Below are 24998 nucleotides of genomic sequence, written 5' to 3'. Positions count from 1 at the left end.
GTGGGGATTGGGATCACCAATCTCCTTTTTTATTGAATCGTTTGTGTTTTCATTTTATTTTGAATCGTGTATAATTACTCGTAGCAAGGAGTGTGATAGTATGAAAGATATTACAGAAACTATGACATTTACTACCGAAGAGATTCGTCGAGAAAATATCAAGGGGATCTTGCGTGAAGTCTCTGAGGCGTTGGAAGAACGTGGTTATAACTCGGTGAATCAGATTGCCGGTTATTTGATTTCCAATGATCCGGCTTATATTTCATCGCATAAAAATGCGCGTAATCTGATTCAGCGCATTGAACGATATGAAATTATCGAAGAGCTGGTTCGCGCATATTTGGAAAAATAATGGCACGTATCATCGGTTTGGATCTTGGAAGCGTTACTTGTGGGGTTGCGATCAGTGATGCGACAGGATTAGTGGCAAGAACCTTGAAAACGATCCGTTTTCCATCGGAAGATTATGATATCTGTTTTGATGAGGTATTGGATCTTTTAGAAAAGAATCAAGTTAAAAAAGTCGTGCTTGGTTTACCAAAGCATATGAATGGGGATATAGGCACACGGGCCGAGATATCGATCCAGTTTGCCGAAGAATTAAAAAAAGAGGGTTACGATGTAACTCTATGGGATGAGCGCTTGACGACAGTCAGTGCAACGCGGATCCTTTTAGAAGGTGATGTTTCCCGAAAAAAACGGAAGAAGATCATCGATCAGCTGGCAGCAGTCGAGATTCTTCAAGGGTATTTAGATCAACAAAATGGGGGAGTTTAAACATCCCTATTTTTTTTGGAAAGGAAACAAAATTATGTTAGATTCAAATTGTTTGTATGTACAGGACGAAAACGGAAATGAAAAAAAGATGACTATTCTTTTTACTTTTGACAGTGAAGACAAAAAGAAACAGTACGTTGTTTTTCAGGATGCTGACCACGATACAGAAGAAGTATTTGCCTCCTGTTATGACGATCAGGGAAATTTATATCCGATTGAAAGCGAAGAAGAGTGGGAAATGGTAGAGGAAGTGATCAACACCTTTGCTGAGGATGAGGAAAATGCCTAAACAAAGAAAAAAGCGAAAGGCTTTATGGCCTCGAATCCTGCTGATTATCGTATTGTTGTTGGGGATTGCCGGTATCGGTACATTTATTTATGTGCGCATGAATTTAGAGCCGGTGGGAAATGGAGAAGAAACCATTTCTTTTGAAATTACAGAAGGAGAAACCTTTGATTCTGTCTTGACCTCATTAGAAGAACAACATTTGATTCGCTCTGATTCCGTGGCTAAGCTGTATGCCCGCTTTACAGGAATGAATCAGTATTATGCCGGTCTATTTGAGTTAAACGATGGTATGAGCACTTCAGAAATCTTATCGTATATCGGAAATCAGGAAAATGCCAAACAGGAAGAAAAACGATTGACAGTACCGGAAGGAACATGGGCTAAGGAAGTAGCCGCTTCGATTTCCAGCCTGTATCCATCTTACAGCACCGATGAGATTCTATCTTTGTGGAATGACAGCGAATATATTCAAACATTGTCAAAAGATTATGCCTTTTTGGATGCGGATGCCCTTAACAACGATAACTATAAAGTGAAGCTCGAAGGGTATTTGTTTCCGGAGACGTATTTCTTAGCGGATGATGCCGATCTGGATACGATCACACGTACAATGCTGGATCAGTTTAAACTTTTCTATGAAGAACATAAGTCCGCTTTTGAAAATAGCTCTTACTCGGTACATGAACTGGTAACACTTGCCAGTGTCGTACAGTTTGAGTCCGGTACTAAACAAGATATGGCCACGATTGCCGGTGTCTTCTACAATCGTTTAAATCAGGATATGCGTTTGGAATCCAGCGTTACTGTCTGCTATGCGTTGTATGATCAGTTTGATGATCCACAGGATTGTGAAACACAAACGGATGTGGATTCTCCATATAATACATATCTGAATAACGGACTGCCGGTTGGACCTATTTTAAATCCCGGAGGCGATGCCTTACTCGCTGTATTAGAACCGGAATCTTCAGAGTATTTATTCTTTGCGGCCGATATTCATGGAGATGGTAAGGTGTATTATTCCAAGACGTATGAGGAACATCAGCGCATTTGTGAAGAGCTGGGTCTGATCTTGAATTAAGGATTGAAAAAAACAGTGGGTATGCTATAATCACAATGCAATCAAGGAGTGAATAAACAATGGAAAATGATAAATTTTATGTCACCCAGGAAGGGTATAATGATCTTGTCAAAGAGCATGAAAATCTAGTTCAAAATGTCCGTCAGCAGGTCATCATTGAATTACAGGAAGCCCGTGCACAGGGGGACTTGTCCGAAAACGCGGATTATGATGCAGCCAGAGATCATCAGGCGCAGGTAGAAGCTCGTATTCGTGAATTGGAGACAATGATCAAAAATGCGGAAATTATCGAAGAATCCGATGGCAAGAAAAAGAAGAAAAATGCCGTTGTGAAGTTGGGATCGATCGTGACATTGGAAGATTTACAGGATCATGTGGAGAACACATTCTCTATCGTAGGTTCTATTGAAGCTGACCCATTAAACGGAAAGCTTTCCAACAATACACCATTGGCCGAAGCTATTTTGGATCACAAAGTTGGAGAGACAGTAACCGTTACACGTGTCGAAGAACCATATAAAGTAAAAATTTTAAGTATAAAGTAATAGTTTTTCAAATTTTATACGTATATAAAAGAAGGGTGATATATTATGAAAAGAACTCTTCTTTTTTTGTTATTTGTGTTTTGTCTCTGTTTTGCGTACTGGAATCGATATCAGCCGGTTTCTTTGGATTTAGTCGCACCAACGATCAAGAAAGCAGAGATAAAAGGAGAAGTCAATAAACCAGGGATTTATTCTATCAAGTGGGAAGCTACAATACAAGATCTCATTGAGGAAGCAGGCGGACTTACCAAGGCAGCAGACGTACAAAATTTGACATTGTTAGAAAATGTGGAACCGGACAGTACGATCATGATTCCATCTTCAAAAGAAACAGCGCATTTAATCTCGATAAACTCTGCTTCCAAGGAAGAACTTTGCCGCCTGCATAGAATCGGTCCGGCCATGGCCGATCGTATCATTGCCTATCGTCAAGAAAAGCCGTTTTCTACGCTGGAAGAAATCATGAACGTCAAAGGAATTGGGCCCAAACTGTTTGAAGCCATCAAGGATCAGATTTCGCTATGAAAAGGAATATGTTCTTTCTTGTGGTTGGTTTCTGGCTGTCGTTGGCAATAAAGGATATATACTTTCTACTTATTCTCTTTGTGTGTGGTTTGTTTTTGTTTTGTGCAACCAATACAAAGTATTTGGGTATCCTTGTACTTTGGATAATGGTATGTTTAGTTTCTTTGTGCTTTTATCCTATGCGGCCGACAATGCCAAAACCTGGTACGTATGTGATAGAAAAAATAAAGACTAATTATGCGATTGCCTCGGATTCTACAACAAAGATTCTCTTATATGATCTTCAAGATGCAGATTATGGTGATCAATACGATATAAAAGAATTTAAACGTGTGCATTCCTTGAATAATCTTTCGTTATTTTCCTTTGAACAGTATCTTCAGACGTCCGATATTTATTATCAGGGAATTGTTCATAAAGATTCTCTGGTTCAAAAGGGAAGGTCTTTACGCAGTGATGTATATCGTTTTATTCGTCATCATTCTTCGTCTTTACAAGGATTTTTATATGGCATTTATAAGGAAGATACACCGGATTTAATCATGCGCTTATCGCTTCCATTGATGTCTTTGCTCTATTCTGTAGAGAAAGCTTTAAAACGGTTTGTATCATCTTCAGGGATAACTCTATTCATGATTTTGATAGGACTCTTCTGTGGTTTGCTGTTTGTTTTTACAGCTTCTTTATGTCGCTATATTTGCCAAAAGATTTCTCGTTATTTCTTTAAGGAATGGGAATATCAATTTGCCTGTACGACCTTTTTATTTCTACTTTTGATGCCGCAAAAAGCACTTTCCTTTGCCTTTGTTCTTCCGTCTTTGTTTTCATTGACAGTCGTTTTGTGTTCAGGCTCAGTACAAAGATGGTTGGTACGAAAGCTTCTCTTATTCGGACTTTCATTTTTATACTTTCAAGAGATGGATGGATTCAGCTTTCTTTGTTTTAGCTGGTTACGTAAATGGAGCGGTATCGTATTATTGCTGGCATGTGTTGGATTGTGGTTTCCGGCTGTGGATATTTCAACATACTGGACTGCGTTTGCGAATGCACTTCCTTCGATTACGTGGTTTTATGATGCCGGTCTCTTATTTTTATTGATATGGTTATCCGCCTGTTTTGGATTGCTCTTTTATCACAAACAGAGAATAACTGTGCTATTATCCGTCATCACGATACTGACGCCTTTTGTTTTACCGTATTGTGATCCTTTCTTTAGAGTGACGGTCTTTTCCATCGGACAGGCGGACTGCACTTTGATCACAGAACCTTTTTTGCGATCAGCCGTATTGATTGACTGTGGAGAAAATATCATGCATCCGGACAATATGGAAAAAGTAGTATTGCCATATCTTCAAAAGAAGCATATCAACAGAATTGATACGGTTATTTTGACGCATGAAGACTTTGATCATATCGGCGGTATTGAAACGTTAAAGGAGCATTTACAGATTGATACGATCATTACACAGCCTTTTCAAAAGATCAATGTCTCCTATCCGTTTTATTCACTGTTGGAAAATCGTGATGCGAAAGAAGAAAACGATAAAAGTATCATCTCTTATTTTATTTATGATGATCAGACCTATTTATGGATGGGCGATGCTTCAAGAACGATTGAGAAACAGTTGCTTCACCAATATCCGAATCTAGAAGCGGATATTCTAAAAGTAGGACATCATGGCTCTAAAACCAGTTCTCTACCAGACTTTTTGCATCACGTGCATCCTCAACTTGCTTTGATCTCTTCCGGAAAAGGGAATCGATACGGACATCCTGATCTTGAGGTACTCAATAACTTACAGGAAGCAGGGATTGATGCACTGAATACTGCAGATGTAGGGATGATACAAATTTACAGCTTTCATGGTTTACATTTTTTTCAAACAGGGAATCATATTTTTGGTATAATTGGTTCGGTGATTTAAATATGTTCTATATCGTATTTGGTGATGATACAAGTCGTATTCATCAAAAGGTAGATGTGATTAAAAGAAAGCATAAGATTCAAAATATCGTACGTTTGGATGCACTGGTGCAAACACAGGAGGAAGTCCTGCAGGAGATGGATAGCATTTCTATCTTTGATGAGGCTAAGATGATCTGTCTGGAGCATTGCACTTTCCTGTCTTCGAAAAATACCACGCATTATGACATTGAACCGTTTTTAAAAAGAAATGGGGAAGATGGCTATGTACTTGTTTTGATCTGTGAAAGCGCCAAGCTGGATCAAAGAAAAAAAGCAGTAAAACAGTTGATGGAAATTTCCACGGTGTATAGTTGTATTGCCTTAGATGAACAAAGCCAGAGAAGCTATATTCAGGAGCATATCAAGAAAGAACAGCTGCATATGGATGCGGATGCTTTACGATGGTTTTGTCAAAGAGTCGGACTGGATGCGATGCGAATCGATTCAGAAATCTATAAATTAAAAACCTATGGAGATGTGATTCATTTAGAAGATGTACAAGCATTGGTTACGCCGGAGCCGATCAACGATGTTTTTAAGATGGTCGATGCGCTGTTTTCCAAAAACGGGGTTCGTTTATTAGCTTTTTATCGAAACTTTCGAAAACAGAATATGGAGCCGGTAGCAATCATCGGATTGTTGGCATCACAGGTTCGCTTTTTATTTCAGGTTCGAGTTTGCATGAATCAGGCGATGACAAAAGAAGAAATCGCTTCGTTTTTAAAGGCACATCCTTATCGGGTACAGATCAATATGAAAAAGGCGCAATCTTTTACCAGCGAGGAATTATTGGATCAGTTAGAAACCTTGGCTACATTGGATCAGGAAATGAAAATGGGGCGTATCGATAAGGATGAAGGTTTTGAGAACATGATCTTAAAATGGATGTAAAAAAAAAGAGTTTCCCAAGCGGAAACTTTTTTTACTGAATATGGTTGATAGCTGTAGCCAAACGTGATTTCTGTCGGCTGGCATAGTTCTTATGATGTACGCCTTTAGCGACAGCTTTATCAAGCTTTGAACAACATTCGTTGTATGCGGCAACTGCTGCTTCTTTATCCTGAGCTTCTACAGCAGCTAAAACTTTTTTAATGGAAGTTTTTAAAGCCGTTTTTTTGGATACAACTAATTTGTGCGCTTTGTTATTTGTTTTAACACGTTTCTTTTGCGATTTAATTTGTGGCATGGCTTGCACCTCCTGACTTAAATTGCTTTTGAATTATAACAAAATATTGTTCTTAATGCAACACAAGTTCAAAAAAATAGGGTATAATAGCCAAGATTGGAGGAATGGATATGAAAAAAGTACGTACCGTTTTTATGGGAACCCCGCAAATTGCCTGTACCGTATTAGAAAATATGATAGAAGCTGGTATCGATATCGTGCTGGTGGTGACACAGCCGGATCGAAAGGTAGGCCGTAAGCAGAAGATTACTTATTCGCCGGTTAAGGAATGTGCTTTGAATCATGACATTCCTGTGTTCCAGCCATACCGTATCAAAGAGGAGTATCAGGCTGTTTTGGATGCCAAGCCGGAGCTGATCGTGACTTGTGCATTTGGACAGATCGTACCGGATGTAATCTTAGAAGCACCGGTTTATGGCTGTGTGAATCTTCATGGTTCTTTATTGCCAAAATATCGTGGAGCGGCACCGATTCAAAGAGCCATTTGGGATGGTGAAAAAAAGACTGGCATGTCTTTGATGAAGATGGTTTCGGCTATGGATGCCGGACCGGTTTTTGATACCGAGGAAATCGTGATTGAGCCAATGGAAACATCATCCAGCTTATTTGAAAAGATGGCACTGGCGGCCAGTCGCTTGTTGATAAGAGATTATGATGCGATTTGTTCTAAGGATGCACACTATGTAGAACAGGACGAATCATTGGTAACCTTTGCGGCCAAAATTGAAAAAGAAGATGAAAAGATCGATCTTTCCAAAGACGACAAAGCCATTCTTTGTCAGATCAATGCTTTATCGCATGCGCCGGGAGGCTACATTGAAGTCAATCACAAGAAGTTTAAGATTTATAAAGTAGATTATAAACAACAGGAAGTTAAGGATCCTTTTGTTTGGTTGGGAAAAGTGGATCAAGGCTTTGGTTTAAGTCTTCACCATGGCATTTTGATCATTTTGGAGTGCCAAATGGAAGGAAAACCGGTTGTTTCCGGTCTGGATTTTGCCAATGGACAAGGACAAAATCTAAAAGGGAAACGCGTCAGTTAAGGAGTGGTGAAATGGATCAGAAGAATATACGAAATTTTTCAATTATTGCACATATCGACCATGGCAAATCTACATTGGCCGATCGTATTTTGGAATTAACAGATACTGTGGAAAAAAGAGAGATGAAGGATCAGATCTTAGATTCTATGGATCTGGAAAGAGAAAGAGGTATTACAATCAAATTGAATGCGGTTCAGCTGATTTATCATGCCAAAGATGGACAGGACTATGTTTTTCATTTGATCGATACACCGGGCCATGTCGATTTCAGCTATGAGGTTTCTCGTTCTTTAGCTGCCTGTGATGGTGCTGTGCTTGTCGTTGATGCGGCTCAGGGGGTACAGGCACAAACCTTGGCTAATGTCTATCTGGCTTTAGAAAACGATCTTGAGATTTTACCGGTTTTAAATAAAGTCGATCTTCCCAGCGCACAACCAGATGTTGTCAAAGAGGAAATTGAAAATCTCATCGGTTTAGATTGCAGCGATGCGGTAGAGATCAGTGCTAAATCCGGCTTACATGTCGATCAGGTACTGGAGCAGATTGTGCATAAGTTACCGGCACCCAAAGGTGATAAAGATGCACCGCTTCAAGCCCTGGTCTTTGACAGCCTTTACGATTCGTATCGTGGTGTTATTGCCTTTATCAGTGTTAAAAATGGAACGATCAAACCAAAAGACAAGATTCGCTTTATGGCAACCGGTGCCGAATATGAGGTCATCGATGTTGGTGTTCGAACACCTAAGGAAGTTATTAAATCTGAACTTGTGACCGGTGAAGTCGGTTGGGTGAGTGCGGCCATCAAAAATATCGAGGATGTACGTGTCGGTGATACGATTACCAAAGTGGAACAACCTTGTGAAGTGGCTTTGCATGGGTATCGTGAAATGAATCCAATGGTTTATTGTGGACTCTACCCGGTGGATAATGCTCGTTATGATGATCTAAAAGAAGCCTTATCCAAATTGAAGTTAAATGATGCTTCTTTGCGCTTTGAGCCGGAGACATCCCAGGCTTTGGGTTTTGGTTTCCGCTGTGGCTTTTTAGGACTTTTACATATGGATGTGGTTGAAGAGCGGTTGGAAAGAGAATACAATTTGGATTTGATTGCTACATCACCTTCGGTAATTTATCATGTGTATAAAACGGATGGAACGATGTTGGAAATCGATAATCCGGCCGCTTTACCGCCGACACAAAATATCGATCATATTGAAGAGCCTTATGTACGCGCTGAAATCATGGTACCAAAGGATTATGTAGGCGCCATGATGGATTTTTGTCAGAAAAAACGAGGCGAATACATCGATCTGCAGGTGATTGATGATCTTCGTATGAACATGGTTTATGAATTACCTTTAAGTGAAATCATCTATGATTTCTTTGACAAGATGAAATCATATACTAAGGGTTATGCCAGTCTGGATTATCATTTCAGTGGTTATAAAACAAGTGCTTTAGTAAAAATGGATATCTTATTGAACGGACAAATCATCGATGCCTTAAGTACGATCGTGTTTAAGGATTTTGCCTATAATCGTGGCAATGCGATGACCATCAAATTAAAAGACATCATTCCTAAGCAGCAGTTTGAAATTCCGGTACAGGCAGCTATTGGCGGAAAGATTATTGCCCGTACCAATATCAAAGCGTTGCGTAAGAATGTATTAGCCAAGTGTTATGGTGGGGATATCTCTCGTAAAAAGAAATTGTTGGAAAAACAGAAAGAAGGAAAGAAGCGTATGAAGAAAGTGGGATCGGTAGAAATTCCTCAGGAAGCTTTCATGGCTGTTCTTTCTATGGATGATCAATAATGGCGGATGCATGCTATGTCCATGTTCCGTTTTGTAGGAGCATTTGCTATTACTGTGCATTTTGTCGCTGGATCTACGATGAAAACAGAATAGATCCATGGTTGGATCAGATTCAAAAAGAAGTTCATTCAAAATCTATATCGCATTTAAAGACGTTATATTTTGGAGGGGGAACACCAAACTCTCTTTCAGAGTCTGCATTTATCAAATTAGCTTCTTTCTTCAAACCGTATTTAGATAACAATTATGAATGGACAGTTGAATGCAATCCAGAGTATGTGACACCGGAACAGGCGGCTTTGTATCAGAAGCTGGGTGTTAATCGAATCAGTCTTGGCGTTCAGACGTTTTCGAATACAAGGCTGCAGGCTATTGGTCGAACACATTCTATAAAACAAGTCTATGATGCGATTTCTTATTTTAATAAAGCCGGTATCCACAATATTTCCATTGATTTGATCTATGCTTTACCAAATCAGACTTTAGAGGATGTGAAAGAGGATCTAGCCCATGCGTTTGCCTTAGATATAAAGCATCTTTCCATCTATTCCTTACAGATCGAAGAAAATTCTGTTTTTGGAAAACGGCATATTATGCCCTGTGATGAAGATTTGGAAGCGGATATGTATGAAACCATCGTTTCGGCGTGTATTGAACATGGATTTGAACATTATGAAATCAGCAGCTTTGCCAAAGAGAAAGCCTATTCTCGACATAATCTTCATTATTGGTCGGATCAGGATTTTTATGGTATTGGCTGTGGTGCATCCGGTAAAGAAAATGGGTTGTTGTATGAAAATGCAAAGGATATGCAGACGTATTTAAAAGAAGGCCCCAATCCTGTTTATTTGGAAGAGGACAATGCTTTTGATGCGATCATGATGGCATTGCGAACGAGTTTTGGATTAAATGTTGACCAATGGCAAGAAAAGTATCAGAAGGATTTTCATACGATCTATCAAAATGTATTACGAAAATACATGCCGGAATATCTTGTATATGAAAAACCGTATTTAAAACCGACACCTGAGGGAATGGAAATTTTAAATACGATTTTAGTTGATTTCCTCGATGTAAACTGATATAGTATTCGTGCTTTTGGTCTAAGAACAAGGAGACTTCCGACCTTATTCCTGGATCATTAGAACACAATACAGGAGGAAGAAAAAATGTTATTGAAAGCAGAAAAACAGGCTATTATGAAAGAATACGCCACACATGAAGGAGATACAGGTTCTCCGGAAGTTCAGATTGCGGTATTGACAGCACAGATCAACCGTTTGACAGAACACTTCAAGGAACACAAACATGATTATCATTCTCAAAGAGGTTTGATGAAAATGGTTGGCCGTCGTAAAAATATGTTGGCATATTTGAAGAACAAAGATTTGGAACGTTATAAATCTTTGATCGCTCGTTTAGGTCTGAGAAAGTAATCGAAAGATTACTTTTTTTTGTTGTCTGATTATGTTACACTAACAATCGGTATAAAGAGAGGTAAAATATGGCGAAACAAGAGTTTCATTTAGATTTCTGTGGTCGGGGGATCACAGTGGAAACTGGTGAGATTGCCAAGCAGGCAGATGGTGCTGTCATCGTGCGTTACGGAGATACCGTTACGTTATCAACCGCTTGTGCATCGAATCAGGCAAAGGAAGGAATCGATTTCTTTCCGCTAACAGTAAGTTTTGAAGAAAAGTTATACTCCGTAGGGAAGATACCGGGAGGTTTTTTACGAAGAGAAGGACGTCCCAGTGAGCACGCGACTTTAACGGCTCGTATGATCGACCGTCCGATTCGTCCTTTGTTTGCGGAAGGATTCCGTAATGAAGTACAGGTCGTGAATACGGTTTTAAGTGTGGATCAGGATTATTCACCGGAAATGTCGGCTATGTTTGGGGCCAGCCTTGCCTTGTGCATCAGTGATATTCCATTCAACGGTCCGATTGCCGGTGTAAAAGTCGGTCGTGTCAACGGGGAACTGATTTGTAACCCAACCGTTGAACAGGCAGCTGCCAGCGATATTGATCTAACGGTTGCCGGTACCAGTCAGGCTTTGAACATGGTGGAAGCCGGGGCCAAAGAGGTCAGTGAAGAAGATATGTTACAGGCATTGATGTTTGGACATGAACAAATCAAGAAGCTTTGTGCATTCCAGGAAGAAATTGTAAAAGCCTGTGGTAAAGAAAAACGCGAAGTGGCTTTATATGCAGTTGATGAAGCATTAGATAAAGAAATTCGTGAAAACTTTGAAGCAAAAATCCGTGAAGCTGTATCCATCAAAGAAAAATTGGAACGCTACGGAAAAATTGATGAATTGACAGAAGAAGCAGTAGAGATGATCTCTGCCAAGGAATACAATTCTGAAAAAGAATTGAACAATGCCGCAAAACAGACAAAAGAAATTTGTCGTGCTATTGAAGCCGATGAAGTTCGTCGTTTGATCATTGAAGACAAAGTGCGTCCGGATGGTCGTGCCATCGATGAAATTCGTCCATTGAATTCACAGGTCGATTTATTGCCAAGAGTTCATGGTTCCGCCTTGTTTACACGTGGGGAAACACAGGTGTTATCTACCACAACATTGGGAGCTATCAACGAAAACCAGATCATTGATGATTTGACAGAGGTTGAAGCTAAGCGTTTCATGCATCATTACAATTTCCCACCATACTGTGTAGGAGAGACCGGACGTATGGGAAGTCCGGGACGTCGTGAAATCGGACATGGTGCTTTAGGAGAACGTGCTTTGTTGCAGGTATTACCAAGCTTAGATGAATTCCCTTATACGATTCGTACCGTTGCCGATGTTATGGAAAGTAACGGTTCCAGTTCTCAGGCCAGTATTTGCGCCGGAACGATGTCTTTGATGGCAGCCGGTGTTCCGATCAAGGCGCCGGTAGCCGGTATTGCGATGGGGCTGATCATGGATGATAACTCCGGTAAATATACAGTATTAACGGATATTCAGGGTATGGAAGATCACTTTGGTGATATGGATTTCAAAGTTGCCGGTACTACAAAAGGGATCACTGCCTTACAGATGGATATCAAGGTGACTGGAATCACAAAGGATATTTTCGAAGAAGCACTGGCACAGGCGCACAAAGCCCGTCTGGAAATCTTGGATAACATGTTGGCATGTATTCCGGAACCAAGAAAGGAATTAAGTCCATATGCTCCTAAGATTGCGATGATGAACATTGATCCAGATAAGATCAAGGATGTCATTGGTCCAGGTGGAAAAATGATCAATGAGATCATTGCGGCTTGTGACAATGTCAAGATCGATATCGATGATGACGGAAAAGTTGTGATCTATCATCATGACTATGATACGATCAACAAAGCTAAAGAAATGATTTCTAATATCGTTCGTGAAGCTAAAGTTGGTGATGTCTATACCGCAACAGTCGTTCGTATCGAAAAATTTGGTGCATTTGTCAACTTGTTTGGTAATACGGATGGATTATTGCACATCTCCAAGATTTCTCATCACCGTGTAGAAAAAGTGGAAGATGTCTTAAAAATCGGCGATACGATTGATGTCAAGGTTACTGAGATCGACAACAAAGGTCGTATCAATGTTAGTGCCAAAGCACTGCTTCCAAAACCAAAGGAAGAACCGAAAAAAGAACAGAAAGAAGAATCGAACTAGGATTGCAGAGTGCAATCCTTTTTTTGTAAAAAGTGAATTTATTGGATTTCAGTTATAATATCAAAAGCAAATGTAAACATTTTTATTTTTTGAAATTCTTCTAAATAGCGATAAATAGTAGAGATTTTAATGATCAGGAATTTTTATAAAACGTAATAGAAGATAATTGTCATTCCTGTTTATAGTCGATTTGAAATGTGTTAAAATACCAAAGAGAGGTGGAACTAACATATGGATTTTTTGAAATTTGCACAAGAAAAACAAGATGACTTTCTTAAAGATTTGAATACATTGGTTTCTATAGAATCAACACGTGATTTATCCACAAAAGCTGAGAATGCGCCTTTTGGTAAGAAATGCCGAGAAGCGTTGGATGCGATGTTGGAGATGGGAAAACGTGATGGTTTTGTGACAAAAGATATTGATGGCTATGCCGGTGTCATTGAATATGGTGAACAAAAAGATACATTAGGTGTATTGGGTCATTTGGATATCGTTCCGATTGGGGATGACTGGACAAAAGATCCGCTAAAAGTCACTGTCAATGACGGTTATGTATTCGGCCGTGGTGTCATGGATGATAAAGGGCCGGCTTTGGCGGCTTATTATGCGCTAAAGATCATTAAAGAACAAAACATTCCTTTAAAGCGCAGAGTCATGTTGATTACCGGATGCGATGAAGAAAGCGGAATGGAGTGTATGGACTATTATAAAGAACATGCGGAAATTCCACAGATGGGATTTGTACCGGATGCCGATTTCCCGGTCATCTACGGAGAAAAAGGTGGCCTGCATGTCGTCCTGGAATCGCAGGATAAAAGTGTGATCCAGTCTTTTCATGCCGGCAGTCGACCTAATATCGTGATCGGAAAAGCGGATTGTACACTTGCCTCCATCAATGATAAACAAAAAGAAGAGTTTGCTTATTACTGCAAAGTCAACGGTTTGCAGGGAAGTATTCAAGGCAACACGATTCATATTGACGGTGTTTTTGCCCATGCAGCTATGCCATGGTTAGGAGTAAATGCAGCAGTTCACATTTTGAATTTTGTTGGTCAGTCCTTTGATGATCAGCTTGCCAAAGATTTATATCATATCTTACAAGACTGGCAGGGAAAACCGGTTGGTATTTATAAAAATGGTTTATATATGTCTTTCTTGACGATGAATACAGGTATTGTCGATATCGAAGATGGTAAAACACGTATCTTGATTGATATTCGTTATCCAAACGATACTGATGCGAAAACGATTATGGAAGGCTTTGATGCGACATGTGCTTCTTTATCCTCCAACATTCGTGCAATCATGGAAAGTGATTCCAAACCGTTGTTTGTCGATCCACAATCTAAGCTGGTTACGGATCTGATGGCGGTTTATCAGAAATACACGAAAGATACGTTCTCCTGCGCCTTTACATTGGGTGGAGGAACTTATGCTCGTAAGTTTGAAAATTTTGTATCTTATGGACCGGTCTTGCCAAATGAAGTAAAAACGACCGATCAATTTGTCGGAGAATGTCATCAAAGAGATGAAGGAATTAAATTGGAGAATTTGATACAGGCCATCGCTATTTATGCCGATGCGATCGTATCTTTGTGTAGTTAATCATGCGAATGCGTAAAGTAAAGTGGGCTGTGGAATATTTATCCGACAGTCAGAAGCTTGTCACCCATCCCGAAGAAAAAAAATCTTTATGGAAGGGACAATATCGCCTGCTTCATGTAGAGATTGGTTGCGGTAAAGGGAACTATTCGTTAGAAATGGCACGTAAATATCCGGATGAATTGTTTGTGGCCATTGAAAAGAATGAGAGTGCAGCCGGCATTGCGGCAAAGAAATTTGATGAAGCCAAGGATGTGGAAAATCTTTTCTTGATTCATGGAGATGCTTCTTTGATCGATACATGGTTTGCCAAAGAAGAGGTCGATATACTGCATCTGAACTTTAGTGATCCATGGCCGAAAAAACGATATGCGAAACGAAGATTGAGCAGTGCTTCCTTTCTTCAGCAATATCAGTCGATCTTATCAAAGCACGGACAAATCCAGATGAAAACGGATAATGAAAAGTTGTTTGAATATTCTGTTCTGGAGTTTTTGAAAGCCGGCTTTTTATTGGATGATTTATGTGTAAATTATCGTAGAGAGCCGCATGAAGAAGATGCGATCACCGAATACGAAGAAAAATTTATTGCCAATGGACAGCCTATCTATCGCTGTGTATTCAAAAAGGAGAAGGAAAATGAAACAGATTCATAATGAACAGGAATTTAATACCGCTATTCAAAATGATAAGATCAGTGTCATCTTATTTACGACCAAATGGTGTGGTGACTGCATGTTTATCAAACCATTTATGCCAAGTGTCGAAGCGGCCTATGATGCCTATGATTTTTATGAAATAGACCGTGATGAAATGATGGATCTGGCACAGGAATTGGAAATCATGGGAATCCCAAGCTTTGTCAGCTTTAAAAACGGAAAAGAAGTTTCTCGTTTTGTCTCTTCACTGCGAAAGACCAGACCGGAAATTGAAGCATATCTTGATGCGTTAAAGGATGTGGAGGAATAAACATGTTTAAAGACTTAATGCAAGCTATTTTTACTGAAGAAGTAGAACCGGAAGAAGAAGTAAACAAGCCTGTTCAAAAGGAAGAGACGCCGGTTTCCAATGTACAGGTACAACAACCGCAGGAATCCACTTTTGTTGAGCCGCAGATTCATTTGGCACCACAGACAGAAGATGTACAGATTGCAAACTTTGGTCAGACTCCTGCAAGCACAGAACCTAAAAGTACGATCTTTACAGGGTTGGATGTTGACAGTGTAGCAAGCGAGGAGCCACGTCCAAGAAAAAAAATGTATCATTTTGATCGCTCTAAAACCAAAAAAGTGCGCAGAACTCAGGAGGATTTGGAATATACACCAATCATTTCTCCGATTTTTGGGAATATGGAAGAGTCAAAAAAAGATACGTCCAAAGTGCACAATGCGATCGATTTAAATAAACCGGAACAGCTGGAAGACTATATGACAGTTCTTTCGCCTATGTACGGCGATCGACCGGGCGTAACACCGGTGGTACAGAATATTCCAAAGATGGAACCGGCACAAAAAGAAGCTAACGGCAAGGATCGCGGATATTCTCTGGATTCGATGTTAGAAAAACCGGAAAAGAAAGAAAACAAACAAGCCACTTTGTTTTCAAAAGACTGATTCGAGGTGAGTCAAGTGGCCTATCATTTTATCGGAATCAAAGGTACAGGAATGGCAGCTTTAGCCAGTATTCTTTATGATGAGCATAAAGATGTTACGGGAAGCGATATTGAAAAATATATCTTTACACAGGATGAAGTGGAAAAAAGAGGTATTCCGATCACGACCTTTGATGCCAGTCATATTCATGATCATGATACCTGCATTATTGGACTTTCGTTTGATGAAACCAATCCGGAAGTGAAAGCGGCTATGCAAAATCCAACGGTGAAGACATATTACTACAATGAATACCTGGGAAAATTGTTGGAGTCTTATACATCTATCAGTGTGGCAGGAACGCATGGAAAATCAACGACAACGGGAATTTTGGGGCATGTTTTGCCACAGCTTTTACCGACAGGATATTTGATTGGGGATGGACATGGACATATGCCGGAGGATGCGAAATATTTTGTATTGGAATCTTGTGAGTTTCAACGACATTTCTTGGCATACCATCCAGATTATGCACTGATTACTAACATTGAGCTGGATCATGTTGATTATTATAAAGATATGGATGATTATCTCGATGCGTTTCAATCTTTTGTCAATCAGACAAAGAAGCACTGTGTCATTTTTGGAGATGATCCATATTTGCCAAAATTATCGTATTCGGTACCTGTTACGACATATGGTTTACAAAAGGGAAATGATTATCAGGCTGTAAATATCGAACAAGGTCCTTTTGGAATGCACTTTGATTGTCTATATCAGGGCAAGGTCTTAGCACATATCGAATTAAGTGAGGTTGGTGATCCCTTCCTGCAGGATGCCTTAGGCTGTTTTGCCTTATGTCATGTGTTAGGAATGCCTGTAAATGACATTGTTGAGGGATTAAAGACTTATCAGGGAATTGCCCGCCGTTTTGTCATTGAAGAAGTCAAGGATAGTGTATTGATTGATGATTATGCACATCATCCGACTGCCATTCGCTACATGATCGATTCGGCACGAAAGAAATATCCGGAAAAGAAGGTTATTGCCTTGTATAAACCTGATCGTTATTCCAGGCTGCAATACTTCCTTCAAGATTTTGCCGACAGCTTAAATACGGCTGATCAAGTTGTATTGTGTGATTTCCCTAAAAATGCACAAAGAGAAGATGAAAGTATTACAGTTACGATTCAAGATCTTTTAGATTTATGTCCGAATTCTATCTTATTGGATATCGATGAAAAATCAGCAGAGGTCTTAAAAGAGATGGCACCGGCTGTCTATGTCTTTATGTCCAGTAAGGATATTTACCTGTTAAAGGACAAATTGGCAAAGCTTCTAAAATAGTATCGTTTATAGACGCCTTTAGGGTGTCTTTTTTCAACTCCGTCTTTATTTTAAAGCGTTTTCAAGATTTATGAAAAATTTTTCAAAAAGAAATGGTCTTCCTTCCTTTGAAATGTTATAATAATTCTGAGGTGATATTTTGACTGTAAATGAATTTTTTTCTACGGTTGCGATGGTTGCAGGTTGGATCTTACCTGTGCTGGGCATCGTTGTTTTAGTATATGTGATTTTGATCTTAAAAGAGCTTTTACAAACGGTAAAAAGCGCTACTCGAACCTTGGATACAACCGAACAGCAGCTTCGTAAGCTGGATGCTCCTCTTTCTACAGCAGAGAATATCTCACATACGATCGATGAAGTACAAGAAACTACGAAAAAAGCCGTAAAGACAGCAGCCAGTACCGTAGTCAAGAATGTAGATCAGATTAAGAACTGGGTCAATGCGAAGAAGAACCCGGTCATGGATACAGAACCTGTTAATGCAGCATCAGATAAGGAGGATGAATCATGAGTGATGAAAACAAAAGCGCTGAAGTTGTTCAGGAATTAGAAAATGAAGCGATGGATCAGCTGGAGACACTGAAGGAAGACAACAACAAAGAAAATGAAGAAGTAATTCAGGACGCCAAAGAAAAGATCAAGGCTATTTTTGAAGATCTGCAGGAATGGATCAAAGAAAATACCGAACCGGAGAAAGTCAAAGAAGGTTTGAACAAGGCTAAAGATGAAACGGTAAAGGTCTTAAAGGCGACAAAAGAAAAAGCGGTGGAAATCAGCAATTCAGAACAGTTTAAGAATACAGTTTCAGCCGGAAAAGACTTTTTACTGGGGGCCGGTGCTTTGATTGGAGATGGTATCAAAGCTGGTGCCGATGCCTTGATGAAAAATGATAATATCAAAAACTTTGTGAACACGGCCGATGAAAAGCTGGATGTATTAAGAGAAAGCGAAGGTTTGAAAAACGCCGTGGATTCAGCGGAACAAGTTACACAAAAAGTAGGGGATGCGGTATTTAGTGGAATCCGTAAGTTCCTCGATAAAAAAGATCGTACGACTTCCGATTCGGGGATACAGGAGGATGAAGAATAAGCTATGAAACGTATAACGATTTATGATGTAGCCAAGGAGGCTGATGTTTCTTTGGCTACGGTCAGCCGAGTCATTAATGACAGCAATGTGGTTCGTGAAGACACTAAACAAAGGGTACAGGAAGCCATTGAAAAGTTAGGCTACAAGCCCAATGCAATAGCACAGGGGCTTGCCTTATCCAAAACAACGACCGTATCGATCGTCATGAGTGAAAAACTGTTTGCCTATAATGGAAAAATTTTAAATGGTTTGATGGATGTGGCAAAGATCTATAACTACAACATCATGTTCCATACAACATCACAGGGCATTTCTAAAATGCAGGATGTGATCGAATCCATCATCAAATCTCATGTCGATGGTGTTATTTTATTCAATGACAATTTCTCAGAGGATGAGATGGAAGTCTTGCAGGAATATCAGATTCCAATGGTTGTCGTTGGTTCTTTGTTGCCGGAAACTAAAGTCAACAATGTAGGCAATGTCTATGTCGATTTTGAAAAAATGGCTTATGAAATGGTCAATGAATTGTTTGATAAGGGCATCAATGATATTTCGTTGGTGGAAGACAAGTTAAATTTAAGTATGATGGAACAGATGCGATCTGGAATTGAGCGTGCTTTCCATGATCACGGAATTGAGTTTAAAAAATACATTTCGTATGATGAAACATATAAAAGCTCTTATAATTTCTTAACTGAATACTTTAAGACCAATAAACCAAGCCAGTTTGTGTTTACGTTTAGAGATTCGCAGGCTATTGCGGTATTGAATTCCTGCCAGGAAGCCGGATATAAGATTCCGGATGACTGCCAGCTTGTATGTGTTCTCAATAATAAATATCTTTCCATGACACGACCAAATATCTCAACCTTTAATATTCCGGAGTATGATATGGGGGCCGTATCGATGCGTTTATTGACAAAAATGCTGGTGGATGATGAATCTGTACGTGAAAACAAAAGTATTGAATTAGGATATTCTTTTATACCTAAAGGAACGACAAAGTAAGGACTATAGATTTGAATAGTCCTTTTTTCATGTTTGGTGTATAATTCTTATATGGAAATAGTAATGATCAATGAAGCAAAAGATAAAAGTATTTATCGCTATAAAAAAGACTATCAAAGAATTTTAGAACGAGCTTGTTCTATTCTGCATCGTAACCACGATTATACGTTAAGTGTCATTTTTGTGACACCGGAAAGGATTCATGAGATCAATAAAGAATATCGCAACATCGATCGCAGTACGGATGTAATTAGCTTTGCTCTGCAGGATGACAGTTCCAACATCGTTTTGGAGGAAGAGGAAAACGAATTAGGAGATATCTTCATCAATGTGGAAGCTATCAGCGCACAGGCAAAGGAGTATGGACATTCTAAACGAAGAGAAGCCTGTTTTCTTTTCTGCCATGGCCTTTTGCATCTGATGGGTTATGATCACATGTGTCCACAGGATGAAAAAGAGATGTTTGATTTACAGGATGTGATACTGGATGAAGTGGTTCAAAGGTAGGTTTAAATATGCGTTTAGCGGTCTGCGCTATGCGATTTGTGATAAAAGCATAGCTCTTCAAATGCTGTTTGGCCTGCTAGTGATCCTGTTTGGCTTGTTGCTTGGATTTACTGTACAAGAATGGTTTTGGATCCTTTTATGTATTGTGCTTGTTGTAGTTGGAGAAATCATAAATTCTTGTATCGAACAGCTTGTCGATTATATTTCTTTAGAACATACCAAACAGGCAAAACAGATCAAGGATATGGCAGCAGGAGCTGTCTTTTTACTGAGTCTTTTCAGTGCTTTTATTGGATTTGCGATCCTTATTCAAAAAATAATTTAGAAAGGAACGAGTATGACATATAAATCAGGTTTTATTGCGATCATCGGAAGACCTAACGCCGGAAAAAGTACGCTTTTAAATGCATTATTGCGAGAAAAAGTGGCCATTATGTCTGATAAACCCAATACGACAAGAAACAATATTGCCGGTATCTTAACCCAGAAAGATGCCCAGTTTGTTTTTGTGGATACACCGGGCATTCATAAACCGCAACAGCAGTTGGGACGTGTTTTAAATAAGAATGCGTATATGGCCATGGAGGACTGTGATTGTCTGGCATGGATCGTTGATGGCACACAACCCTTTGGCAAAGGCGATTCGTTTATTCTGGAGCGCATACAATCTTTACATAAGCCTTGTTTTCTTTTGGTCAATAAGATCGATCATCTTTCAAAAGAGAACATGATCAAAGTGCTGATGGATTGGCAGAATAAATATGACTTTCATGCCATCATTCCAATCAGTGCGCTCAAAAAAGAAAACTTGGATGAGCTGTTACAAGTATTGAAACAAGCTCTTCCGGAAGGAATGGCCATGTACCCGCAGGAGATGATCAGTGATCATGATGAGAATTTTCAAACGACGGAGATCATTCGTGAGAAAATTTTATTTGTGACCAAAGAGGAAATTCCACACAGTGTTGCGGTGGTGTTGGAAAATCGCAGGATGGAAGGAAGTCGTCTGCATCTACAGGCGATGATCATTGTCGATCGTGATTCCCAAAAAGGGATATTGATTGGAAAGCAGGGAAGTATGATCAAGAAAATTCGTCTTGCGGCACAAAAAGAACTCAAGGAAAAATTTGGTTGTCCGGTGGATTTGGAATTATATGTTCGCGTAGAGAAAAACTGGCGAAATAAAGAACAAAAAATCAAGGAATTCGGATTGGATGAGCTAAATGACGATTAAAACGACCGGCATAGTTTTAAAAGTTCAAGATTATAAGGAAAATGACGGGCTGGCATGGATGTTGACAAAGAATCAAATCGTTTCGGTTCGAGTACGAGGCATCCAGAAAGAAGGCTCCAAACTTAGAAGCGGATGTCAGCCTTTTTTATATGCGACATGGCAGATCGAAGAAAGAAATCAGGGACCGGGATTGTTGATACATGCCACACCAATTTGTTTCTTTTATCGTGTAATGGAGGATCTAACTATACAGGCTTTTAGCTTTCTGTTACGCGATATTTTATTAAAGACTAAGTCTAGTCCCTTGTTGTTGGAAGCCTTTTTGGAATATTTAAAAGCGGTTCAGGACCAAAGAAATTCTGTCTTTGCTTATGGTTGTTTTGTATTAAAAGAAATCTTATGTGCAGAAGGTATTCAGCCATTTGTCGATGGTTGTACTCTTTGTCATCGAAAAGATGCTTTAGAAACGCTGAGTATCAAAGAAGGTGGTTTTTTATGTCATTATTGTAATCAAAATGGCATAAAAATGAATAAAGCGGATATGAGAAAAGTTTATCTTTTATTCAAGGCATCTTTGAAACATATCGATGTTTTAATTGAAAACTGTCATTTTGAAATCAAAGACTGTATCTTTTGGGCGGATTGGTATGAGCGATTTGAACAGACACATCTTGCCGGTTTGAAATTTTTAAAGACAGTGGTTGACTTATAGAGAAAATAGCTTTATGTAAAGCATATTGTAGAATTGAATCAGATTTTGTATAATATTAAAAGAATGCTTGGGAGGATCTTATGGCAGAAAAATTATCAAGAACAAAACGGTATGAAGATTTAAGAAATCGGCTGGATGAAGAAACGACAGCTGCTCAGGAAGATAAAATCAATCAACAGACAGGGTTTGCACGCTTATCCAGAACACAACACAAGGCGTTGGCACATGCCAATGATTTAAATGTGTCGGCAGTCCCTTCCAGATCATCTGCACAAGAGGCGACTAACAACAACAGCCCGGTCATGGAAGATCTGTTAGGGGAAGTGAAACGCTATAACATTGATCAGGGAAATCGTATAACGGATGATACACAGATCAACATTTTGCGTCAGCTGGATCAAAAACCTTCTTCTATGTACAGAAATACGCATATCGTACCAATGGAGGAAGAAGAAACCGGCGGTACAATGAAGATCCAGAAACCGGAAATCGAACAAGATGTGGATGGCGTGGCTACCTATATGCCAAATCAGAAGTTGACGCGTATCAACCCTATCCAGACAAAACCGGAAATCGTAGAAGAACCGAAAGTCGGTATGGATGATTCCGTACAAAGCTATGTGGCGCAAGAAGATAAGGACCAGTCACCGGAAGCAACTTATACGAATATTGTTCTGGGAAGTCAGGATATTTTAGCGGACGATACGGCAGATACCGATCATTTAAGTCTCTTCGATACGACAAAACCTTCAAAACAAGAAGAGATTTTAGAACAGCCTAAAAAAGAGGCACAGCCAAAACGAACAAAAACACATAAGGCTAAAAAATCAAAATCGAAAAAAGTTCAGGATTCACAAGAAATGCCATCGGCAAAAATTCGTATGAGCACTCGTGATTTGGAAGAGATGGAAAATGAGCCAAAGAGCAAATCAGGTATGATCATCAATGTGATCTTAGTTGTTTTAGTCTTACTTTTGATTGCTTCTTTAGCAGCTACCTTCTACTTCATTACGCAAATAGGAGCCTAAAGCATGCCAAAATTTAATATTGCGATTGATGGCCCCAGTGGGGTCGGGAAAAGTACCATTGCCAATTTATTAGCCGATGCCTATCATATGATACATTTAGATACCGGTGCTATGTATCGATGCGTTGCCTACTATCTGTTAAAAAACAAGGTGGATGTAAATAACGAAAAAGAACTGTTGGACGCATTGGAAAATATAGATATCTCTTTTCAGGAGGATCAAGTGTTTTTAAATGGAGAAAATGTATCCAAAGAAATTCGTATGAATGAGATATCCATGGCAGCATCGAAGTTTTCGGCTTTGAATGCTGTGCGTAAAAAGCTAGTTTCTTTGCAACAACAGATTGCCAAGAATAAAGGCTATATTCTGGATGGAAGAGATATCTGCAGCGTCGTATTGCCGGATGCCGAGGTTAAAATCTATATGGATGCCTCCAGTAAGGCTAGAGCGCAGCGTCGTTATCAGGAATACATTTCTAAAGGTATTGATGCGGATTATGAGACGATCTTTCAAGATATCGTAGCACGTGACTATCAAGATTCGCATCGTGAAAATTCGCCTTTACAAGTAGCCGAAGATGCACAGGTCATTGATACTTCGGATATGACTATTGAGGAAGTTGTAGAAGAAATTCAAAAAATAATTGATGAAAAAGTATAGAGAGGAGTGATTTTATGATCCAGGGTACCATTGCGATCGTCGGACGCCCTAATGTCGGGAAATCAACCTTCTTCAATCGCTTGATTGGACAAAGAAAAAGCATTGTTGATGATACACCGGGAGTGACACGAGATCGTATCTATGGAGAAGTAGAATGGCTCACGAAAACCTATCGTATCATTGATACCGGTGGAATCCAGATTGAGGATCAGCCATTTGCACAGGAAATCAATATGCAGGTGGATATTGCGATTGAGGAAGCCGATGTCATTGTTTTTCTTGTCTCCTGCAAAGAAGGTGTTATGACCGATGATATGGTCATTGCCAAAAAACTACAGAAGTCTGGCAAGCCCATCGTGTTAGTTGTCAATAAGGTAGATAATGAAAAATTACGCTTAGATGCGTATGAATTTTATGCTTTGGGATTACAGGATCCATTCTGTGTCAGCAGCGCCCATGGTATCGGTTTAGGTGATGTATTGGATGAGATCACCAGAGTTATGCCGGAAAAGAAATTATCTCCTTATGAAGGAATGACGTCTTTTTGTGTGATCGGACGTCCCAATGTCGGAAAAAGTTCTTTGGTCAATGCGATCTTAAAAGAAGACCGTGTTATTGTTTCCAATGTAGAAGGAACGACACGCGATGCGATCGATACACCGTTTACTTACGATGGACAGGAATACATGATCATCGATACAGCCGGTATTCGCAAAAAAGGAAAGATTTATGAGAATATTGAAAAATATTCCATTTTACGTGCATTAAGCGCAATTGATCGAAGCAATGTCGTTTTATTCTTAATTGATGGTTCTTTAGGAATTTGTGAACAAGATAAACACGTGGCCGGTTTAGCTCATGAAGCTGGAAAAGGTGTCATCATTGTCTATAATAAATGGGATACTGTAGAAAAAGATGAGAAAACAATGGCTAAGATCGAGAAAGAAATTCGTGTGCAATTTGTTTATTTAGATTATGCACCAATTGCCTTTGTATCGGCTTTGACACATCAAAAAGTCAATCAATTACTGCCGTTGATCAATCAGGTGCATGAAAACTGCAGCTTGCGTATTCAAACCAATGTATTAAACGATGTGATCTTGGATGCGCAAATGATGAATCCTGCCAAGCCGCATAACGGCAAGCAGTTAAAGATCTATTATTCTTCACAGGTCAGCGTAGAACCGCCAACCTTTGTTCTATTTGTAAACGATCCGGAATTATTGCATTTTAGCTATAAGCGATATATCGAGAATAAAATTCGGGAAGCTTTTGGATTTGAAGGTACACCGATTCATATTATAGCGCGAAAGAAAAGTTGAGGTGTTT

The 24998-nt window shown here is 39.4% G+C and carries 29 protein-coding genes; 28 read left to right on the top strand and 1 reads right to left on the bottom strand.

Going from position 1 to position 24998, the window contains the following annotated elements:
• The first annotated feature begins 100 nt into the window (after positions 1 to 100).
• The 8 genes from ACTQX6_RS04630 to holA all read left to right on the top strand — a co-directional run bounded on the left by ACTQX6_RS04630 (position 101) and on the right by holA (position 6074).
• The gene (locus ACTQX6_RS04630) at positions 101 to 352 is read left to right on the top strand and encodes an IreB family regulatory phosphoprotein (RefSeq protein WP_117445397.1); all 252 of its coding nucleotides are present in this window, start codon (positions 101 to 103) and stop codon (positions 350 to 352) included.
• Positions 352 to 777, top strand: a complete 426-nt coding sequence (gene ruvX, locus ACTQX6_RS04625) for a Holliday junction resolvase RuvX (RefSeq protein ID WP_022789112.1) — start codon at positions 352 to 354, stop codon at positions 775 to 777. The genes ACTQX6_RS04630 and ruvX overlap by 1 nt, the downstream gene beginning before the upstream one ends.
• 34 nt (positions 778 to 811) lie before the next feature.
• Complete coding sequence (locus ACTQX6_RS04620; RefSeq protein ID WP_022789111.1) at positions 812 to 1066, top strand: DUF1292 domain-containing protein; 255 nt, start codon at positions 812 to 814, stop codon at positions 1064 to 1066.
• Positions 1059 to 2147, top strand: a complete 1089-nt coding sequence (gene mltG / locus ACTQX6_RS04615; RefSeq protein WP_168965864.1) for an endolytic transglycosylase MltG — start codon at positions 1059 to 1061, stop codon at positions 2145 to 2147. Before ACTQX6_RS04620 ends, mltG begins: the two co-directional genes overlap by 8 nt.
• A 59-nt stretch (positions 2148 to 2206) precedes the next feature.
• The gene (gene greA / locus ACTQX6_RS04610; protein WP_117445394.1) at positions 2207 to 2692 is read left to right on the top strand and encodes a transcription elongation factor GreA; all 486 of its coding nucleotides are present in this window, start codon (positions 2207 to 2209) and stop codon (positions 2690 to 2692) included.
• Between the two features lie 45 nt (positions 2693 to 2737).
• Positions 2738 to 3217 (top strand): helix-hairpin-helix domain-containing protein, encoded by a 480-nt coding sequence (locus tag ACTQX6_RS04605; RefSeq protein ID WP_167698216.1) that lies wholly within the window; start codon positions 2738 to 2740, stop codon positions 3215 to 3217.
• Positions 3218 to 3396: 179 nt separating this feature from the next.
• Positions 3397 to 5142 (top strand): ComEC/Rec2 family competence protein, encoded by a 1746-nt coding sequence (locus tag ACTQX6_RS04600; protein ID WP_294688687.1) that lies wholly within the window; start codon positions 3397 to 3399, stop codon positions 5140 to 5142.
• Between the two features lie 2 nt (positions 5143 to 5144).
• Positions 5145 to 6074, top strand: a complete 930-nt coding sequence (gene holA / locus ACTQX6_RS04595; RefSeq protein ID WP_441657330.1) for a DNA polymerase III subunit delta — start codon at positions 5145 to 5147, stop codon at positions 6072 to 6074.
• A 31-nt stretch (positions 6075 to 6105) separates the two neighbouring features.
• Here the strand turns inward: holA and rpsT are convergent, their stop codons facing one another.
• On the bottom strand, positions 6106 to 6369 hold the full coding sequence (gene rpsT, locus ACTQX6_RS04590; protein WP_022789105.1) for a 30S ribosomal protein S20: 264 nt from the start codon (positions 6367 to 6369) through the stop codon (positions 6106 to 6108).
• Positions 6370 to 6479: 110 nt separating this feature from the next.
• Between rpsT and fmt the strand changes: the two genes are divergently transcribed.
• The 20 genes from fmt to der all read left to right on the top strand — a co-directional run bounded on the left by fmt (position 6480) and on the right by der (position 24991).
• Positions 6480 to 7412: a methionyl-tRNA formyltransferase gene (gene fmt, locus ACTQX6_RS04585; RefSeq protein WP_294688690.1), complete on the top strand. Its 933-nt coding sequence runs from the start codon at positions 6480 to 6482 to the stop codon at positions 7410 to 7412.
• An 11-nt stretch (positions 7413 to 7423) separates the two neighbouring features.
• Positions 7424 to 9226 (top strand): translation elongation factor 4, encoded by a 1803-nt coding sequence (gene lepA, locus ACTQX6_RS04580; RefSeq protein WP_272005326.1) that lies wholly within the window; start codon positions 7424 to 7426, stop codon positions 9224 to 9226.
• Positions 9226 to 10308 (top strand): radical SAM family heme chaperone HemW, encoded by a 1083-nt coding sequence (hemW, locus tag ACTQX6_RS04575; protein ID WP_272005329.1) that lies wholly within the window; start codon positions 9226 to 9228, stop codon positions 10306 to 10308. The genes lepA and hemW overlap by 1 nt, the downstream gene beginning before the upstream one ends.
• An 87-nt stretch (positions 10309 to 10395) precedes the next feature.
• Entirely contained in the window at positions 10396 to 10662 is a 267-nt protein-coding gene (gene rpsO, locus ACTQX6_RS04570) for a 30S ribosomal protein S15 (protein WP_117445387.1), read from the top strand.
• 68 nt (positions 10663 to 10730) lie between these two features.
• Positions 10731 to 12884 carry a polyribonucleotide nucleotidyltransferase gene (gene pnp, locus ACTQX6_RS04565; protein ID WP_272005332.1) on the top strand — a complete coding sequence of 718 codons (2154 nt, stop codon included), beginning with the start codon at positions 10731 to 10733 and terminating at the stop codon, positions 12882 to 12884.
• 231 nt (positions 12885 to 13115) lie between these two features.
• Positions 13116 to 14492 carry a dipeptidase PepV gene (gene pepV / locus ACTQX6_RS04560; RefSeq protein WP_272005334.1) on the top strand — a complete coding sequence of 459 codons (1377 nt, stop codon included), beginning with the start codon at positions 13116 to 13118 and terminating at the stop codon, positions 14490 to 14492.
• A gap of 8 nt (positions 14493 to 14500) precedes the next feature.
• On the top strand, positions 14501 to 15145 hold the full coding sequence (gene trmB / locus ACTQX6_RS04555; protein WP_306803547.1) for a tRNA (guanosine(46)-N7)-methyltransferase TrmB: 645 nt from the start codon (positions 14501 to 14503) through the stop codon (positions 15143 to 15145).
• Positions 15129 to 15458: a thioredoxin family protein gene (locus tag ACTQX6_RS04550; protein WP_117445382.1), complete on the top strand. Its 330-nt coding sequence runs from the start codon at positions 15129 to 15131 to the stop codon at positions 15456 to 15458. Before trmB ends, ACTQX6_RS04550 begins: the two co-directional genes overlap by 17 nt.
• Positions 15459 to 15460: 2 nt before the next feature.
• Positions 15461 to 16102 (top strand): hypothetical protein, encoded by a 642-nt coding sequence (locus ACTQX6_RS04545; protein WP_294688695.1) that lies wholly within the window; start codon positions 15461 to 15463, stop codon positions 16100 to 16102.
• 15 nt (positions 16103 to 16117) lie between these two features.
• Positions 16118 to 17428: a UDP-N-acetylmuramate--L-alanine ligase gene (locus ACTQX6_RS04540; RefSeq protein WP_303971603.1), complete on the top strand. Its 1311-nt coding sequence runs from the start codon at positions 16118 to 16120 to the stop codon at positions 17426 to 17428.
• 139 nt (positions 17429 to 17567) lie between these two features.
• The gene (locus tag ACTQX6_RS04535) at positions 17568 to 17939 is read left to right on the top strand and encodes a histidine kinase (RefSeq protein WP_294688192.1); all 372 of its coding nucleotides are present in this window, start codon (positions 17568 to 17570) and stop codon (positions 17937 to 17939) included.
• A complete protein-coding gene (locus tag ACTQX6_RS04530; RefSeq protein WP_117445378.1) occupies positions 17936 to 18517 on the top strand; it encodes a hypothetical protein in 582 nt (193 codons plus the stop codon). The genes ACTQX6_RS04535 and ACTQX6_RS04530 overlap by 4 nt, the downstream gene beginning before the upstream one ends.
• A 3-nt stretch (positions 18518 to 18520) precedes the next feature.
• Positions 18521 to 19528 carry a LacI family DNA-binding transcriptional regulator gene (locus ACTQX6_RS04525; protein WP_294688188.1) on the top strand — a complete coding sequence of 336 codons (1008 nt, stop codon included), beginning with the start codon at positions 18521 to 18523 and terminating at the stop codon, positions 19526 to 19528.
• A gap of 51 nt (positions 19529 to 19579) precedes the next feature.
• Positions 19580 to 20035 (top strand): rRNA maturation RNase YbeY, encoded by a 456-nt coding sequence (gene ybeY, locus ACTQX6_RS04520; RefSeq protein WP_117445377.1) that lies wholly within the window; start codon positions 19580 to 19582, stop codon positions 20033 to 20035.
• Positions 20016 to 20360: a diacylglycerol kinase family protein gene (locus ACTQX6_RS04515; protein WP_167698202.1), complete on the top strand. Its 345-nt coding sequence runs from the start codon at positions 20016 to 20018 to the stop codon at positions 20358 to 20360. The genes ybeY and ACTQX6_RS04515 overlap by 20 nt, the downstream gene beginning before the upstream one ends.
• Positions 20361 to 20372: 12 nt before the next feature.
• The gene (gene era, locus ACTQX6_RS04510; RefSeq protein WP_320863436.1) at positions 20373 to 21269 is read left to right on the top strand and encodes a GTPase Era; all 897 of its coding nucleotides are present in this window, start codon (positions 20373 to 20375) and stop codon (positions 21267 to 21269) included.
• Complete coding sequence (gene recO / locus ACTQX6_RS04505; protein WP_294688179.1) at positions 21259 to 21981, top strand: DNA repair protein RecO; 723 nt, start codon at positions 21259 to 21261, stop codon at positions 21979 to 21981. The genes era and recO overlap by 11 nt, the downstream gene beginning before the upstream one ends.
• An 80-nt stretch (positions 21982 to 22061) precedes the next feature.
• Positions 22062 to 23009, top strand: a complete 948-nt coding sequence (locus ACTQX6_RS04500; RefSeq protein WP_441657331.1) for a hypothetical protein — start codon at positions 22062 to 22064, stop codon at positions 23007 to 23009.
• A gap of 3 nt (positions 23010 to 23012) precedes the next feature.
• The gene (cmk, locus tag ACTQX6_RS04495; protein ID WP_168965833.1) at positions 23013 to 23669 is read left to right on the top strand and encodes a (d)CMP kinase; all 657 of its coding nucleotides are present in this window, start codon (positions 23013 to 23015) and stop codon (positions 23667 to 23669) included.
• A gap of 14 nt (positions 23670 to 23683) precedes the next feature.
• The gene (der, locus tag ACTQX6_RS04490) at positions 23684 to 24991 is read left to right on the top strand and encodes a ribosome biogenesis GTPase Der (RefSeq protein WP_294688172.1); all 1308 of its coding nucleotides are present in this window, start codon (positions 23684 to 23686) and stop codon (positions 24989 to 24991) included.
• The last annotated feature ends 7 nt before the right edge of the window (positions 24992 to 24998 follow it).

The sequence above is a fragment of the Faecalicoccus sp. LCP19S3_E2 genome (genome assembly GCF_052121255.1).
Taxonomy (GTDB): domain Bacteria; phylum Bacillota_I; class Bacilli_A; order Erysipelotrichales; family Erysipelotrichaceae; genus Faecalicoccus.
This window is presented reverse-complemented; position numbering and strand designations above follow the sequence as displayed.